At 52.3% G+C, this 15,722-nt stretch carries 12 protein-coding genes and 2 tRNA genes; 12 read left to right on the top strand and 2 right to left on the bottom strand.

Annotated elements, in window-relative coordinates:
- Positions 1-11: 11 nt before the first annotated feature.
- Entirely contained in the window at positions 12-287 is a 276-nt protein-coding gene (locus tag HJW02_RS03265; protein ID WP_022396217.1) for a type B 50S ribosomal protein L31, read from the bottom strand.
- 159 nt (positions 288-446) lie between these two features.
- On the opposite strand from HJW02_RS03265, the gene HJW02_RS03270 reads away from it, so the two are divergent.
- From HJW02_RS03270 to HJW02_RS03310, 9 genes are all read left to right on the top strand, one after another.
- Complete coding sequence (locus HJW02_RS03270) at positions 447-1,313, top strand: hypothetical protein (RefSeq protein ID WP_146018163.1); 867 nt, start codon at positions 447-449, stop codon at positions 1,311-1,313.
- A gap of 134 nt (positions 1,314-1,447) precedes the next feature.
- Positions 1,448-1,523, top strand: a tRNA-Phe gene (locus HJW02_RS03275).
- 35 nt (positions 1,524-1,558) lie between these two features.
- Positions 1,559-1,635 (top strand) — tRNA-Pro (locus tag HJW02_RS03280).
- 179 nt (positions 1,636-1,814) lie between these two features.
- Positions 1,815-4,247 carry a two-component regulator propeller domain-containing protein gene (locus HJW02_RS03285; RefSeq protein WP_102722381.1) on the top strand — a complete coding sequence of 811 codons (2,433 nt, stop codon included), beginning with the start codon at positions 1,815-1,817 and terminating at the stop codon, positions 4,245-4,247.
- Positions 4,228-5,379, top strand: coding sequence for a hypothetical protein (locus tag HJW02_RS03290; RefSeq protein WP_146018162.1), 1,152 nt, complete (start codon positions 4,228-4,230; stop codon positions 5,377-5,379). Before HJW02_RS03285 ends, HJW02_RS03290 begins: the two co-directional genes overlap by 20 nt.
- 122 nt (positions 5,380-5,501) lie before the next feature.
- The gene (locus tag HJW02_RS03295; protein ID WP_146018161.1) at positions 5,502-5,858 is read left to right on the top strand and encodes a hypothetical protein; all 357 of its coding nucleotides are present in this window, start codon (positions 5,502-5,504) and stop codon (positions 5,856-5,858) included.
- Positions 5,855-7,240, top strand: a complete 1,386-nt coding sequence (locus HJW02_RS03300; protein ID WP_146018160.1) for a hypothetical protein — start codon at positions 5,855-5,857, stop codon at positions 7,238-7,240. Before HJW02_RS03295 ends, HJW02_RS03300 begins: the two co-directional genes overlap by 4 nt.
- Positions 7,241-7,496: 256 nt before the next feature.
- Complete coding sequence (locus tag HJW02_RS03305) at positions 7,497-7,781, top strand: hypothetical protein (RefSeq protein ID WP_102722378.1); 285 nt, start codon at positions 7,497-7,499, stop codon at positions 7,779-7,781.
- Positions 7,782-7,835: 54 nt separating this feature from the next.
- Entirely contained in the window at positions 7,836-8,816 is a 981-nt protein-coding gene (locus tag HJW02_RS03310) for an Amuc_1434 family mucin 2-degrading aspartic protease (RefSeq protein WP_240454296.1), read from the top strand.
- A gap of 109 nt (positions 8,817-8,925) precedes the next feature.
- On the opposite strand, the gene HJW02_RS03315 is transcribed toward HJW02_RS03310, so the two are convergent.
- The gene (locus HJW02_RS03315; protein ID WP_022396211.1) at positions 8,926-10,248 is read right to left on the bottom strand and encodes a UDP-glucose/GDP-mannose dehydrogenase family protein; all 1,323 of its coding nucleotides are present in this window, start codon (positions 10,246-10,248) and stop codon (positions 8,926-8,928) included.
- A gap of 189 nt (positions 10,249-10,437) precedes the next feature.
- Between HJW02_RS03315 and HJW02_RS03320 the strand changes: the two genes are divergently transcribed.
- The 3 genes from HJW02_RS03320 (at position 10,438) to HJW02_RS03330 (ending at position 15,645) form a co-directional block, all read left to right on the top strand.
- Positions 10,438-11,427: a malate dehydrogenase gene (locus HJW02_RS03320; RefSeq protein WP_102722376.1), complete on the top strand. Its 990-nt coding sequence runs from the start codon at positions 10,438-10,440 to the stop codon at positions 11,425-11,427.
- A gap of 144 nt (positions 11,428-11,571) precedes the next feature.
- The gene (locus tag HJW02_RS03325) at positions 11,572-13,722 is read left to right on the top strand and encodes a hypothetical protein (RefSeq protein WP_102722375.1); all 2,151 of its coding nucleotides are present in this window, start codon (positions 11,572-11,574) and stop codon (positions 13,720-13,722) included.
- 18 nt (positions 13,723-13,740) lie between these two features.
- Positions 13,741-15,645: an NPCBM/NEW2 domain-containing protein gene (locus tag HJW02_RS03330; RefSeq protein ID WP_180970969.1), complete on the top strand. Its 1,905-nt coding sequence runs from the start codon at positions 13,741-13,743 to the stop codon at positions 15,643-15,645.
- Positions 15,646-15,722: the final 77 nt, after the last annotated feature.

Here is a 15,722-nt window from a genome sequence, read left to right on the forward strand (position 1 = left end):
GGGGACAAGCCTTACTTGTTGAGCTTGGGCTTGCCGCCGCTGCGGCGGACAGCGCCGAAACGCTTCTGGAACTTGTCGATGCGGCCTTCCGTGTCCACGAACTGGTTCTTGCCGGTGAAGAACGGGTGGGAGTCGGAGGTGATGCCGCAGGAAACCACGAAATGTTCAACCCCGTCAATAACTTCCGTCTTGGGGGAGCGAACGGTGGAATGGGTGATGAAGCGGCGTCCGGTGGTGATGTCGACAAAAACGACCGGATTGTACTGGGGATGAATATCTTTCTTCATGGTGATGTATTGCGTTTCCGACGCAAGGGGAGCACCAGTATAGGAGTGTTTTATTGCATGTCAAGCATCCCCGCATAAAAATGCGGAAGTTTGTGAATGACGGTTCGGGAGCTTGCGGGAGGAACGGTTATGGGGATGATGTAACGGAAAATGGAGCAGGTGCTGAAGAGACCCCCCTGGTGGGCGTGGTTTTCCCTGATGGGACTGGAGATTCCTTCTGCAGCCATTGCATGGGCTTTTGCCGTCAGCCAGTCCCATCTGGTGGTAGTCTCCACCCCCTGGCTGTACCAATTCCTCTTTGTGGCCGTCTGGTGCGTCAACATGCTGGACCGGGTGCTTAAAATATTCCGGGGAGGCCCTGCGGCATACTCGGATGAATGCCTGCTGTTTGCCAAAAAGCACTGCTTCGTCATCTCCCTGCTCATTGTGGTGGCGGCCGTGACGGGGTTGTGGATCATGTTCTTCCAACTGGGCGTGGTCATCTTCCAGTTTGCCCTGCTTCCGGGTATTTGCAGCCTGCTTTTCCTCTACTTTTCCTCCAATCCGCACAAAAAGGGGAGCCTGTCCTCCGGATTCGTCATGGCATCATTCTTTGCCGCCGTCTCCTTTTCTACGGGAGCGGGAATCCCTGCCTACTTCTATGGAACGATGGGCGGAGGCTGGGGCGGCCAGCTGTCCACGCCCACCTGGTATCTCGTCGCCCTGGTCATCCTCAGCATGTTCAGCCGCAAACGGTGGAATGAAGAAGAGGAGGAAGACGGGCAGGACTCCGCCGCCCGGGACATGGTTTCCCTGGTCTGGATGGGGGTGATTGTGATCTACGTCGTCTTCTGCCTGGCCGCCGCCGCCCGGGAATACACCGGTGACGCGTGGATCTATTACGGGCTGGCCATGGCGGGGGTATTCATGTTCGTGCTGGACAGGTTGAAAAAGAACATGCCCCCTCTCCTGCTGTACACCCTCTCCTGGGTGGCGCTGATCTTTCCGCTGTTGCTGAGCGGTATTCTGGCTCAGGCTTCCTCCTGATTGACAGGGAAGAACTTTCTTGGGCCGGATACGGCAAAACGCAGGAAAATTGGAAAAATGATATTTTGTGGTTGCAATACCGGAGATGCGGTGCTAGATTCTGCCCCGCAAACACGTTCTGCGTGCAAGCAAGTGGCTCGGTAGCTCAGTCGGTAGAGCAGGGGATTGAAAATCCCCGTGTCGGCGGTTCGATCCCGTCCCGAGCCACCATTTTTTTCTCCCAATTTTTTAATCCCTTTTTTATACGGGAAGTAGCTCAGCCTGGTGGAGCGCCTGCTTTGGGAGCAGGATGTCGCAGGTTCGAATCCTGTCTTCCCGACCATTTTTTACTCCCAGTAATGGGAAAAACCAGGGAGAGTCTTGAATATTCCAAAATAAAGAGGGAAATAATTTTTGACTTTTTAATTTGATTTCCACATAATAGCAAATATCAGAAGAACTACTGTTGCTGATAAGCCCTATTTTAGTTTTTTGTTGTAGAAATTAGTAGAATTTCATCCGATGAATATGAGATTCACGGCATTTCTGAAGCTATTGGGATTAATGGTCTCAACTTTGCTTGCATTATGTTCCTTCTCTCTTGGGGTGGAAAATTTCTCCAACCTTCCTCCTTGTCCTGGAAGCAGGATAACGGATGCTTTAGTGGATTCTTCAGGTATTTTATGGGCTTCAACCCAGGGTGAGGGATTATTCTACTTGGAGCTGGATAAAAATGTCTGGAAAAAGGCAGGAACAGCGGCAGATTTTCCAGATACTGAAAATTTCTATGCCCTGGCTGAAGATGCCCAGGGAAGAATATGGGTGGGAACAGACCGTTGGGGAGTGTGTATTTGGAATGGCAAACAATGGAAAACATACACCCGTAAGACGACATTGCCGGGTGGCCGTGTTTTTGACATTAGCGTCTCTTCTGCAACAGGGGATGTTGCCGTAGCAACCTCGGGAGGCATTGCTATTTATTCCCCTTTGACGGATTCATGGAAGGATGTCATGCGGGCCGATGGCTTGCCTGAAGATCAAGTTTCAGCACTAGCCTTTGATAGGTCGGGAGATTTGTGGGTAGGCTTCTTAACGGCAGGAATGGCCCGGATGACTCTTAAGGATGAATACAAGACCTGTGAGTTTTTTCAGTCAAAATGGCATTCGGATGATGCACGCAAGCTTTCGCAACCTCCGGTTCTTTTCGGTGCAGGGCTGCCGTCAAATTTGTGCAATACCATGGCTGCCAATGGTAATTCCGTATTTGTGGGCACAACGTCAGGACTGGGAATAAAACGCGGTGACAAAGAGATTTTTATCCGGGGAATGGATGCCGTGGAAAAACTGAAAGCGAAGGGAATTATGAAATCTTCCCAAGGTAAATTGAGGCCTCTTCCCGAAGATTATGTGACGAGCCTTTATCCCGTAAAGGAAGGAGTGTGGATAGGCTTCCGCAATCAAGTTCCCATCTTGCTTAATCCGGCAAATATGCAATATGAAAGTTCTGTGAACACTAAATTGGCAGAGAAAAAAAAGGGAGGCACAGTCAGTTGTTTTGTTGATCTTCCTGATGGGACTGTTTTAGCTGGAGTTTTTGGAGAAGGGTTTCGGGTCGTTGGAAAAACAACAGCCAGTAAAAAGAAAAGACGTCGTCTTGGAGATGAAATCAAACATCCAAAAATTTTTTCCATTCCAGATGATCAGGCATGGCATAATTCTTTGAACCAGTTTCAATCTCTGCCGCTTGGCGAAAGGCCTTATGGTATTTGTTTTGCCTGTGATGATTGGGAAACACAGGGCGACTGGTGCAACAGATACGGACGCCATTTTTCCTTAAGACGTTCGGCAAAAAAGTCATGGGGAAATATCATGCATCGTTTTGATCAACGAAAGGATTCCCGAGGCTATTTGTATGACGCCAGAGTAACTCTCGGGCCGAGGAAGAAAATCAAAGATGCCTGGATATCGGGGAAATTCTATGAAGAAAATGCAGCGTCCCGAATTTGTCTGTACAACATCAACGATGCGACCCGTCCCTGTTCCGAATGGAGTGATCAGGGTTATATGCACGATACCTTTTTTGATGGTCCAGACTTATGGGTTCTTGTACGCGTTCCTGCTGGTAAAAATGAAATTTCCCTCTACTTCAACCAACCCTTATCCAATGACATTTCACGCTATGATCGGGATTACCTGATCGAAGCTCGTTTTGTCGAATCTCGTTTGCCTCAGGAGGTTCTGATTCAAAGGAATGGGAAAAAATCGGAAAATATTGTAAACCTTGAACTAACCCGTATCATGTCGCTTCCTGTTATGGTCCGTACGAGATGCCGGGATTTCGGGAATAATGGAGTATATAAAAATTTTTATACGGACCGGGCCGGATTCTATTTTTTAAGAATTTCCAGAAATGGCTCTAAAGAGGCGACTCTTGGTGGTGTTTTTCTGAATGCATGTCTGGAAAGCGGCTATCAGAATGCCAGGATGCCTTCCCCTCCGGAACTTACTTCCATAAAAAATGCTGATGTTCCGGAAAATCTACTGAAAGCTTGGAGCAACTGTTTTGTGAAACGGGCCGATTCTCCATTGCATCTTCGCCTTTCCCAAAAATTACTGCTTTATACGTTCAGGAAACTATGGAATGAGGCTTCAGTTCCCGGTCCATTGAAAGAAAACTGGAAGTGGCATCTAAAGATCTGGGATGAAGGCGATATCAAGAAATTTGAACAAAAGATGCTTGAGACATGGTCAACGGAGCAAATGAAGGATTCTTATTATCGCTCCAGCTATAAATTCCCCAACAGTCCCAATGTCATTGATTTTACTCCCCAGGAAATCAGAATGATGGATAGATGGAAAGTTGATTGGAAACAATTTATCATTGGAACAAAGCAATACAGTGAATCAAATGTAAATAAAATGAGATTACGGCTGAATGAATATTTTAATCGATAAAAGACATATGAGTATATTGCGGTATTATTATATTGTTCTAATTGCCTGTCCTCTGATTCTGCAAGCGAGTTGGGCGAGCGGGGAGCCGGGAGGTAAAATCAAGGTGGATCCTCAGTCACTTCCCATATGTACTATAGAAGAGGCAGAAGGAGAGGATCCAGAAGATGAGAACAGCAATAAATATGCCATTTTTGAACCAGAGAAAATCAAGGAGTATAAAGCTAAGGGGCAATTCACTGTTGTTGTCGTGGAGCCGCCGCAGCCACATGCAGGATACGAATTGGACGAAGAGAAAAAGTACGAATGGACCGTTACGGAAAAGTTGGAAGTCAAAAATGGAGATCAGGACACTTGTACTGTCCATTCGTCTAACAAGGAACACTGGGGAAAAGTGATCACGGTAAAATGCAAGATGAGTTTTTATGAGACTAAAAACGGACAGAAAAAACATTTGACTGATCTTGAAGCCGCACACAAATTATTAACTCCAAGCCTCCTAATCCATCAAATAAGTTTCAATCACGTACAGGGTAAGCATGACAAGGATGCTATGGATTTATTAAAAACTTATAAAGGGAAAATCATAGATGTCCCGGAAGCAACTTTTGATAAGAATGGCAAAGCAACGAAATCGGAACCTTTTCTCTATATTGGCGGTAAAAAACCTGATCTAAAAATTAAAGCGGAAGTAAAACCTGGAATCATAAAGAAAGCGAAGGTAAAGACAAAGGGTGAGGGAAAAGTTTCGAAAAATTTCCTCCCAGAACTGGATGAACAGGAATTTGATAACAACACAGAATTTGAAATTCCTTTCAAAGATAATATTGATTCCAAATTGAATAAAGGAAATCAACAATGGACTTGGAGATTAACAGAGATTCAAGGAACTGCTCTTACTAACGAGACAATTGTTTTTGAAACAACAGTTAGGAATGGGTATGTCCTGTTTAGTGAACCACTCAAATCGCCGTGGGATATGAATGACAATAAGAAAAAACCATGGATTAAAGCGCTAGATGTAGTAATAGAAGGTTCAGGGAATATAGGGCTTGATAAAAATTCATCAGATTCAATCATAAAAAATATTACTAATTATACTTTTAGCAAGATGGGTGGACTTATGATACGGTGAGGGGAGCACCAAAGTATACTCCATCACTTGGTACTATTAATCTGGATTCCTATCTTGAGAAGAACAATGGGAATGTAGTCAATTGTTACGACCAATGCTTTTCTCTAACTGCTCTCGTTAGATTGCTTGGAATCAACGTCGAAGGAAATTATCAGGAACCTTTTGGGAATATATTAACTGTCAATTTAATAGGAGTGGGTTCTTGTAATAATCCTTTTTATAAAAATCCTCGCCTTCCCGCAGCTCTTGCGGTCCCAGTCATTCTGAAAACAAATCCCTATTATCAGTATAGGACCGGATTTGGTAATCATGCATATGTCGTATTCGATGTAAGTTTATTTGGTTCTTCGTTTAAATTTATTTATGATGCCTGTGCCGGACCAGTAGTTGGTGATAGTTCTAATTCCTATCAAAAAAGCACGATAGAAAATCCACCTGTTCCGCCTAATAGTAGAATATTTAAAACAGAGTTCTCATGAAAAATATATTGATTATACTATTTACAATATCATGTACTTCCGTTTCATTATTTGCAACGGAGTCTATGCCTTTGATGACAGTAGCTGCGGAAAAAAATAGATCTTCCATGCAAAGCATAAGATTGCATGGGCTAAAAGACTTGGAAAATACTTCCTTTCATTTTGGAAGTAAAAAGTTAACAGATCAGGCGCCTGATCTCAAAAAAATCCTCCATAGATTAAAAGTGAGAAACGGTATTTTTTTTGTTACCTCCGATTCATGGAATCCTATTCTCTATTGCAATCAACATGGACATATAAATGGATCGATGGATGTCAGATACTCCACCAGTGTTTTCGGCATACGGACTGATATGATTATTTTTGAAGGAGCTTCATTCAATTATTGGTCCATGCCTTCCATTTATAAGGAAATAGTGTTAAGCGACGATTGCTGGGTTATGACCAAAGGTGATGATATTCTTTGTTTTACGTTTAAAAACGCTGGATTGGCGTTCAAGGGATTTACCGATCCGGCTACTTTTGTTACCCCCGAAACGGTAAAGACGAGATATGCCTCTACGCGTGAAATGCTGCCTGTACTTAAAGCATTGTCTCTCGTTCTGGATGGGAAAGCGCCGGCTGTTTATGATTTTGATTTAGCCCAAGAAAAATTAATGGAATTCAACCGATCTATCAAACAGCGGGACCGTAGGGCCAGAGAAGTATCCAAACTCCGTTGGCAAAAAGAAGAGAAGCAGCGGGAAGAACGAAAAAAACTTGCTCCCGACTATGGCATTCCCGGAAAGTTTCCTTTTAGCGTTCGTGGGGAATCTGATTTATCGGAAGGTTTAAAGTGGAAAAACTTTGATACATATTTCTCATCTCTTTCGCTTTCTCCCGACAAGAAGGTTATTTTGCCCAATCCCGATCAGGGTGCTATCAATCAGGCATGGTTGAAGACTGTTTGGAAGAAGGGAGACGTGGATGTGGTGGATGAACAGGAAAACGGCGTGGTTGCGCGCCTTCATACGGAAGGGAAAGACGATGACAAGAGCGATATTTGGCTTTTTGTCGGCTATTGCCAGTCTCAGTCTGCGGCCATGAACGAGCTGTATTCACGGCGTTTTCAGAAAACCCCGGACAGGCCTGAACAATGGTCTTGGGATGACGAAATAGCAACAGTGGTCGTCAATCCGTTCAAACTGGGAGATTACAGTTTGGGAAGGCAGGGGGTATTGGGCGATTTTGGCGGAATTATTCCGTCGAGCAACGAGTCGTCCCTCTTTTTCGTGAACGGTAATACGGTAGTAGCCCTTGTTTCCATGGATCCGTCTTGTTCTGTTCTTTCCCTAGCAGAGCAAATTGATAAGAGGCTTGAAGCAGTCAGGAAAAACAAATAAATGTTGAACCGTATATGGAACCTGAATAATGTTATCTTGAGAAGAAATCCTGTAGGCGCAGTATTCCGGAGTTTTTTTAATTCATAAAACCAGATATGGGAGGTCTTCGCCTTTTTGTGCCCGGTCTATTTTTCAACGTGTTTTTTTGTTGCTTTTGGGAGGCATTCCCGTGTTGAGGGAGATCCTTTTTGTTCATATCATGGAGAAGGCCGGATTTTTAACTTGAGATTCGGAAACTGGCACGCAGAGTGATGAAATGAAGCAGAGCCAACAGAAGACAGCCTCTTTTTCCTGGCTGGTGGGGTTGAGGTGGTCATTTGCCGGGTATGTGGTAGGGACGCTTTTTGCGGCGGGGGCAGGGGCGCTGGATTTTCCCATGCTGGCGCGGGCCATGCTTTTGGCGGCGGCGGTTTGTTTTGTCGTGTCTCTTGTTTGTGCGGGGGCGTGTATCCGGAGCAGCAAAGCGGCCCGCTGGTACTTACTTCTTGTACTCGTGATGATTATGATCGCGCTGCTGTTCGGGCGTGAAAATATTAATTAGTCATTTGTATATGTTTTGATTGACCGAGTGTGCACTGATATATAATTTCCGATCATGTTCCTTCGATTATTATCAAGTTTCTCTCTCATGGCTGGCATGACTCTGGTCGCCCAGGCGAACGCCCAGCCTTATCCGGATTCCGATTCCTCAGACGGTTATGATACCGGCTATTATGCGGAAGCTTATTCCGGAGGCTACAATAGCTCTCCGGCTCCTACGGGGGAGAACGCCTCCAAGCCCGTTTTTCCCACGCAGTCCTATTTTGAGCTGCTTGGCCCCATGGATTCCAGAAACGGACATGGGAGCGTGAACATACAGAATTGGATGACGGACCTGAATTTGTGCCGGATGTCCAGCGGTTCCTGGGGCTTTTCCTCCACGGCCGCCCTTCGTTTGAGCTGGTTCAACGGAGAAGGCGCCCGCGAGATGGATGTGGATGAGCTGTACACGATTTGGCTGAATGTGACAGCGTCTTACAAGCTCAGGGGGAAGACGAGCCTGGTTTTCGGCGTAACGCCGCAGATTTCCACGGATTTCGATACCTGGACGACCCATAATTTGTTTTTCGGCGGCCATGCCCTTCTCGCAGGTCCCTTGAATGACCGGTTCAGCTATGGTATCGGCGTCGGCTGTTATCCGCAGCTGGGAGATTTTCCCCTCCTTCCCCTTATCCAGTTTGAATGGAAGGCAACGAATAATTGGACCCTTCAACTGGAAGGAGCCCGGCTTTCCTATATCAACAAGGTCAGCGACGGCCTGACGTGGGGGCCTTTCGTTTCCGTGGTGTCCGGCACCTGGACGATTCACCATGACCGCCGTGTCCGCCAGTTCGAGTGGATTTCCGGCGTCGCCGGCGTGGGCGCCGACGTAGGCCTGGGACACTGGGGCAGCGTTCGTCCCAGACTGGTGGCGGACGTCGGTTTTTCCTTTGGGAACTCCGGCACCATCAAGACCAGCAACGGGAGCCATGAGCTGGAGAAGTACCATTACGATCCCGGTTTCTACCTGCGCGCGGGATTGCAGTTTGAGTTTTGATCGGCCAACAGGATTAGCGAATACATAACAAAGGCCCCCGGAGCATTCAGCGCTCCGGGGGCTTTTCTGCAAATGGGGCGTTTGGAGCCGGAATTATTCCCGGCAGCGGTCAGGCTTCTTCAATGGAGGGCCTGCCCACGGAATGGTACTCAAATCCAACGGCCCGGATGTTGGCCGGAGAGAGGATGTTCCTTCCGTCAAAGATGATGCGGTTGCGCATGACGTCCGCCAGCTTTTGCAGGTCCGCATTCGCGTATTCGCTCCATTCCGTGGCGATGATCAGCACTTCCGCATCCCGGGCGCATTCGTACATGTCTTCCTCCAGCGTAACGCCCAGCGGTTCCAGGATTGGGGCGGCGGTGTGCATGGCCTTGGGGTCCGTGGCGGTGACGATGGCTCCTTCCCTGCGGAGCTTTTCACACAGCTTGAGGGCGATGGATTCCCGGATGTCGTCCGTGTTCTGCTTGAAGGCCAGGCCCCAGACGGCTATTTTTTTATCCTTGAGCACCCACAGACGGTCCCTGATCTGGTCCAGGAAGTGGATGTGCTGGGTGTCATTGATATGTTCCACTTCCTCCAGCAGGGTGAAGGGAATGCCCAGCGTGCGGCTGATGTTGATGAAGGCTTTGACGTCCTTCGGGAAGCAGGAGCCCCCGTAGCCCAGTCCCGCGTTGAGGAAGTGGCGGGAGATTCGCTTGTCCATGCCGATGCCTTCCGCCACCAGTTCCACGTCCGCTCCCGTTTTTTCGCAGACCTTGGCGACGGCATTGATGTAGGAAATTTTCAGGGCCAGGAAGGAGTTGGCGGCGTGCTTGATGAGCTCCGCAGAGTTGACGTCCGTTTCCAGAATGGGCGCGTGGATGGGCTGGTAGACGCGCTTGATGACGTCCATGGCGCGTTCCGAGTTGGCGCCGATGACGATGCGGTCGGGATGCAGCAGGTCGTCCACCGCGCATCCCTCCCTCAGGAATTCAGGGTTGGAAACGATGTCGAATTGCACGTCCGTTCCTGCATAGCGCTTGATGGTCTGGCGGACTTTTTCACCGGTTTTGACGGGTACGGTGGATTTGTCCACAATGACCTTGTAACCCATTTCTGGTTTCAGCACCTGGGCGATTTCCCGCGCCACTTTTTCAATGTAGGTCAGGTCCACGGAGCCGTCCGTATTGGGCGGCGTGGGCACGGCAATGAAGATGACTTCGCTTTCCGCAATGGAATCAGCAATGGAGGGGGAAAATTCCAGCCGTCCGACGGCCACGTTTTTTTTCACGAGTTCTTCCAGCTTGGGCTCGTAAATGGGAATGGACCCGGATTGGAGGGTGCGTATTTTTTCCGCGTTATTGTCCACACAGATGACGTGGTGGCCCATTTCCGCAAAACAGGTGCCCGTGGTAAGCCCCACGTAGCCACTGCCGATGATCGTTAAATTCATGGTATCAGTGCAAATATATGGTAAAAACTTGGTTGATTTAAAGGATAAGGCCTGCAGGGCTGATGTTCAAGCATAATGGGGAAGAGGATTTTTTCTGTCAAAATAAAAAGTTCCTGATTGAGCGCCGTTCTTCCCTGTGCTATAACCGGGACCAGACAGAAAAGATCTGTTTATTTTAATTTGAACGTTATGAAAACACCTATCACCGTTACCGTTACAGGAGCCGCCGGCCAAATTGCCTATTCCCTGCTGTTCCGCATTGCTTCCGGCAGCATGCTGGGACCGGACCAGCCGATCAACCTGCGCCTGCTGGAAATTCCCCCGGCCATGAATGCTCTGGAAGGGGTGGTAATGGAACTGCGTGATGCCGCGTTCCCGCTGGTCAATGAAATCGTTCCCACCTCTGATCCGGATGAAGCCTTCGCCGGCGCCAACTGGTGCCTTCTGGTAGGCTCCGTGCCCCGCAAGGCCGGTATGGAACGCAAGGACCTGCTGGACATCAACGGCAAGGTGTTCATCGGCCAGGGCCAGGCCATCGCCCGCAGCGCCGCCAAGGACGTGCGCGTGCTGGTTGTAGGCAACCCCTGCAATACGAATGCCCTGATCGCCATGCACAATGCGAGCGGCGTTCCCGCCGACCGTTTCTTCGCCATGACCCGCCTGGATGAAAACCGCGCCAAGAGCCAGCTTGCTGAAAAGGCCGGCGTCCATGTGACGGAAGTGACCAACATGACCATCTGGGGCAACCATTCCTCCACCCAGTACCCGGACTTTACGAACGCCAAGATCGGCGGCAAGCCCGTGACGGAAGTCATCAAGGATACGGAATGGCTCAAGGGTGATTTCATCACCACCGTGCAGCAGCGCGGCGCCGCCATCATCAAGGCCCGCGGCGCTTCTTCCGCCGCCTCTGCCGCCTCCGCCGCCGTGGATACTGTCCGCAGCCTGGCTACCCAGACGCCGGAAGGCGACTGGTATTCCGTGGCCGTGTGCTCCGATGGCTCCTACGGCATTGAAAAGGGCCTCATCTGCTCCTTCCCGATCCGCACCACCAAGGACGGCGGCTGGGAAATCGTGCAGGGCCTGCCGATCAACGCGTTCTCCCAGGAAAAGATTGACGCCACCGTCAATGAACTTAAGGAAGAACGTGACGCCGTTTCCTCTCTGTTGAAGCATTAAAGTTGATTTGCTCTTGCGCCGGGCTTCCCGTTTTCGGGGAGCCCGGTTTTTTTGTGCCTTGAAAGCTCCGTAAGCCTCATTTTCTGCGGGACAGAAGTTTTCCCCCGTGTTAAAAAGAAAGATGGATGCAGCATCCGCTTATTTATGGACCAAGACCGCATATTATACCGGGGTGAGGCCTTTACACTGACCGGAAATTCCGTGCGCCAGGATGCCGCGCATTGGGCGGAGGTGCAGCCGGACGGCCAGGTGAAGACCATGAAGAACGGCCGTTATTCCGAATGGCGCGTTCTGCCGGAGGCCGGAAACGCCCCGCATTACCGGGGAAGCTTTGAAGTGCTCAATAAGGCCTACAGCCTGGCGCTTAACGAGGCCGGCTCCCTGCTCAATGAAGAAGGGACGTTCCGGACGGGAGCCAACTGGCCCAGCGTGTGGACCCGGGATATTTCCTACGCCACTCATCTGGGGCTGGGGTTGTGGAATGTCCATGCCTGCATGAAGAGCCTGAATGCCCGGGTGCGGAACGGGGAGGTGGAGCAGGATACCGGCACGGGCGGTTCCTGGCCCATTTCCTCCGACCGCGTGGTGTGGGGAATGGCCGCCTGGGAGGTTTACTGCCTGACGGGGGACGCCGGCTGGCTGGCCCGTTCCTGCCGCGTGCTGGAAAAGACGTGCATGCGGGATGAACAGGTGCTTGCGGCCACCGGCGGCCTGGTGAAAGGGGAGTCATCTTTCCTGGACTGGCGGGAACAGAGTTACCCGGCGTGGATGACTTCCGCGGACATCGGGGATTCATGCAGCCTTTCCACCATGGTTCTGCATGCGGAGGCCCGCAAGGTTCTGGCACGGATGTTCCGGGAACTGGGGCTGGAGGAGAAGGCGCGGGAATGGGAGGAAAAAAGCGCCTCCCTGTCCGCCGTCATCGAGCGGTTTTTCCGGATTCCGGAGCATGCCCTGTACGGGCAGTACCTGTATGGCCGGGGCTACCCCGTGCTGTCGGAAAAGGTGGATTCCCTGGGCAATCTGCTTTGCGTGCTTCTGGGGCAGGCTCATGGTCCCCATGCCGCCGGAATGGTAGCCGTCCTCCCCCATTGCGTGTACGGCATTCCCTGTTTCCATCCCCAGATGCCGGACGGCGTGCCGCCTTACCACAACCGTGCCATGTGGCCGTTCCTGGAGGGCTATTACGCGCAGGCCGCCGCCGCGGTGGAGAATGAGTCCGCCCTGGCCCTGGCGTTCGCCTGCATGGTGCGCGCCGCCCTGCTGTGTGGGACGAACAAGGAGAACGTGCTTCTGGAAACGGGCCTGGATGAAGGGCTGCTGCTCAGTTCGGACAGCCAGCTCTGGAGCATTGCCGGGATGCTGGGCAGTTTTTACAAGGGGTTGTTCGGCATCCGCCTTCAGCCGGATTCCATGAAGTTCCGCCCCTGTGTTCCGGAGTCTTTTGAGGGAGTTCATGAACTGGCCGGGCTGGAATACCGCGGCATGACTGTGGATGTGCGCTTGCGCGGCCACGGGCGCCGGATAGCGCGGTGCCTGGTCAACGGGCAGGAGGCTCCCCCCGTGCTTTCTCCGGGCATGAAGGGCCGCGTGTTCGTGGAACTGGAGCTGGTTGCCGCAGAAGAAGGGGCGGGGCAGGTGAATCTGGCCCACATGGGCGGCAGCCTGGAGGCTCCGGAGTGGAAGGCGGCCCGCCATGGAATCGCCTGGGAGGCCGTGGCCGGAGCGGATTATTACCGTGTTTACCGGAACGGCATTCCCGTGTCCCAGACGGAGTATTGCCATTACATGCCTGCCCCCAGCCGGGGGGACGTGTCTTTCCAGGTGATGGCGGTCGCTCTGGACGGCAGGGAGTCTTATCTGAATGAACCCAATGACTATCCTTCCGCGGATGCCCGCATGGAGACGCGCCCCTGCGGGCTGAGCGGGGATGAAGTCTGGTTTTCCCGCGTTACGGAGTCTCCGGACGCCCTGTGCTATAATGTCAACATAGACAAGCCCGGCGTGTACCGGGTGGACGCCTTTTTCGCGAACGGCACTTTTGACGTTTCAGACGGGAACACCTGCGCCCTGCGCAGCCTGTACCTGGACGGGCGGCGCGCGGGCACGCTGGCTTTTCCCCATACGTCACGCTCCGGCAACTGGGAGCATTTCATTTATTCCACGGCGGTGGAGGTGGTGATGACGCCCGGTCCCTGCCGCGTGGAAGTGGTGTACGACTCTTTTTCCGAGAATATGAACCGTCTGGTGAATGATATGGTGATAAAACACCTCCGGTTTACCCGTATATCCTGACATCGGTTCATGGATTTTATGTCGAAACGCTTTTTTGTCTTATTGCTGGCCCTGGGCGCCGGGGCGTGGAACGCCCCCGCCATGGGGAAGGATGCGGAATCAGCCTCCCGGTCTCCGGCTCCCGCGGCCCGGGAAGGGGCGGAGTTCACCCGCCTGCCCGTGAGCTGGACGGTGAATCCCGGGGATGCCGCCAACGCGCGCGCCGCATGGAAGGCCCTGAGCGCCTATCACCAGGGGAAGCCCAAGTCTTCCAGAAAGCTGCACGTGGTTTACGTAACGTTCAAGGACAGGCCGGCTCTTGAAGGATACCGGGAACGGTATGACCATATCCTGAAGAATATCCAGGCTTATTATGCGGACCAGATGCAGGCCAACGGGTTCCCTCCGCTTACGTTCCAATTGGACCTGGACGAACGGGGGAAGCTGGTCATTTACGATGCCTATGTGGACAGGCCCATGAGCGAGATGAACGTGCAGAGCTCCGGTCCCGTCTCCCGGGAGGCGGCCAAGAAGGTGCTGGCGTCCAAGGGGATTGACATTGAAAAGGAACACGTGCTGATCGTGTGCCAGCTGCCGGACGGCGTAGGGCCTTATTACGGCGGCGGCTTCAGCCACCAGGGAACGGGCTGGACCTGCGACCAGGAGGGGCTGGATCCCGCCAGCTTCCTGGATACGGAGATGATGCAGGGTGGCCGCTTCAAAGTGACCAAGGGGAAGAACGCCACCATTTACATAGGCGGCACGGCTCATGAGCTGGGGCATTCCTTCGGCCTTCCGCACACGGGCAACGGATGGGACTACCCTAACGCGGGGGATTCCCTGATGGGCCACGGCAATTCCTCGTACGGCAATGAACTGCGCAACGAGGGGAAGGGGGCTTTCCTGGCGCCTACGGACGCCCTGAAACTGGCCAGCGTTCCCCTGTTCAACGGCGTGGAGACAGAGCTTCCTGCTGACGCCTCCTACGGGCGCATGATCGGCAAATACGTTCCGGGGTCCTTTGAACGGCTGGAGGCCATTCCCGTCAAGGACGGCCTGCGGCTGAAAGGCCGGGTGCGCCTGACGCGGCCCGCTTATGGAATCGTAGTCCACCTGGACCCTCCCGGCGGTTCGGATTATGATTCCAATGCCGTGGGAGCTTCCCTGAATGGAAAGGGAGAGTTTGACCTTACCATCTGCCGGCCCGGCTACAGGGGCGGCTTTATAGAAATGCGGGTGGCCGTGCTGAACTGCGACAGCACCCGCAGCATGATTACGCTGCCCGTGTGGATGGACGCCCAGGGGGCCAAGACTCCTTCGCTGGCCCAGACCGTTTACTTCGGCGATGTTCAGAACCTGTGGATACGCGGCCGCGCGGAGGAAGCCCGGAAGGCCCTCGCGGAGGTGGAGCGCAAGCATGGCTCCCGTCCGGAGGTGAAAGAATGGCTCCCCATCTGGAAGCGCGCCCTGGAGCGCCAGGACCCCTCCCTGGAGGCTACCCCGGCCCAGATTCCTGCGGAAACCGCCAGCGTCAGCCTGAATGACTGCAAGCCCTCCGTGGCTCAAGTGGGGTGGGCCGTTCCGTTGTGGGACGTTCTCTTTCCGTCTGACCTGGGGCCTGTGCCTTTCTTCAGGACGATCGGGAAGCCGGAACGCTTCATCCTGGCGCATGCCCCGGCCGTCTTTTCCTATGACCTGGACGGACGCTGGAAGGAGTTCCGCGCGGATGTGGGGCTGCCCTTCGGTTCCCGCGGCAGCGTCAAATTCGGCGTGTACCTGGACGGCAAAAAGCTTGTGGAAACCCCCGTGCTCAAGGACGGCTCCTCCGTTCCGGTGAAGGCGGCGGTGGAGGGCGGCAGGAAGCTGGAAATCCGCGTGGACGACGCCGGAGACGGCAATGCCGCCGATTGGGGCATCATTGCCAACGGCATTCTGACCCGGTAAATTTCCGCTCCACTGGCGGAGAAATGTGACATTAGGCTTGTCTTTTGTCCTTTCTCATAGTGTTCTGTGGACTAGCC

This window comes from Akkermansia sp. GGCC_0220, assembly GCF_017566105.1.
Taxonomy (GTDB): Bacteria; Verrucomicrobiota; Verrucomicrobiia; order Verrucomicrobiales; family Akkermansiaceae; genus Akkermansia; species Akkermansia massiliensis.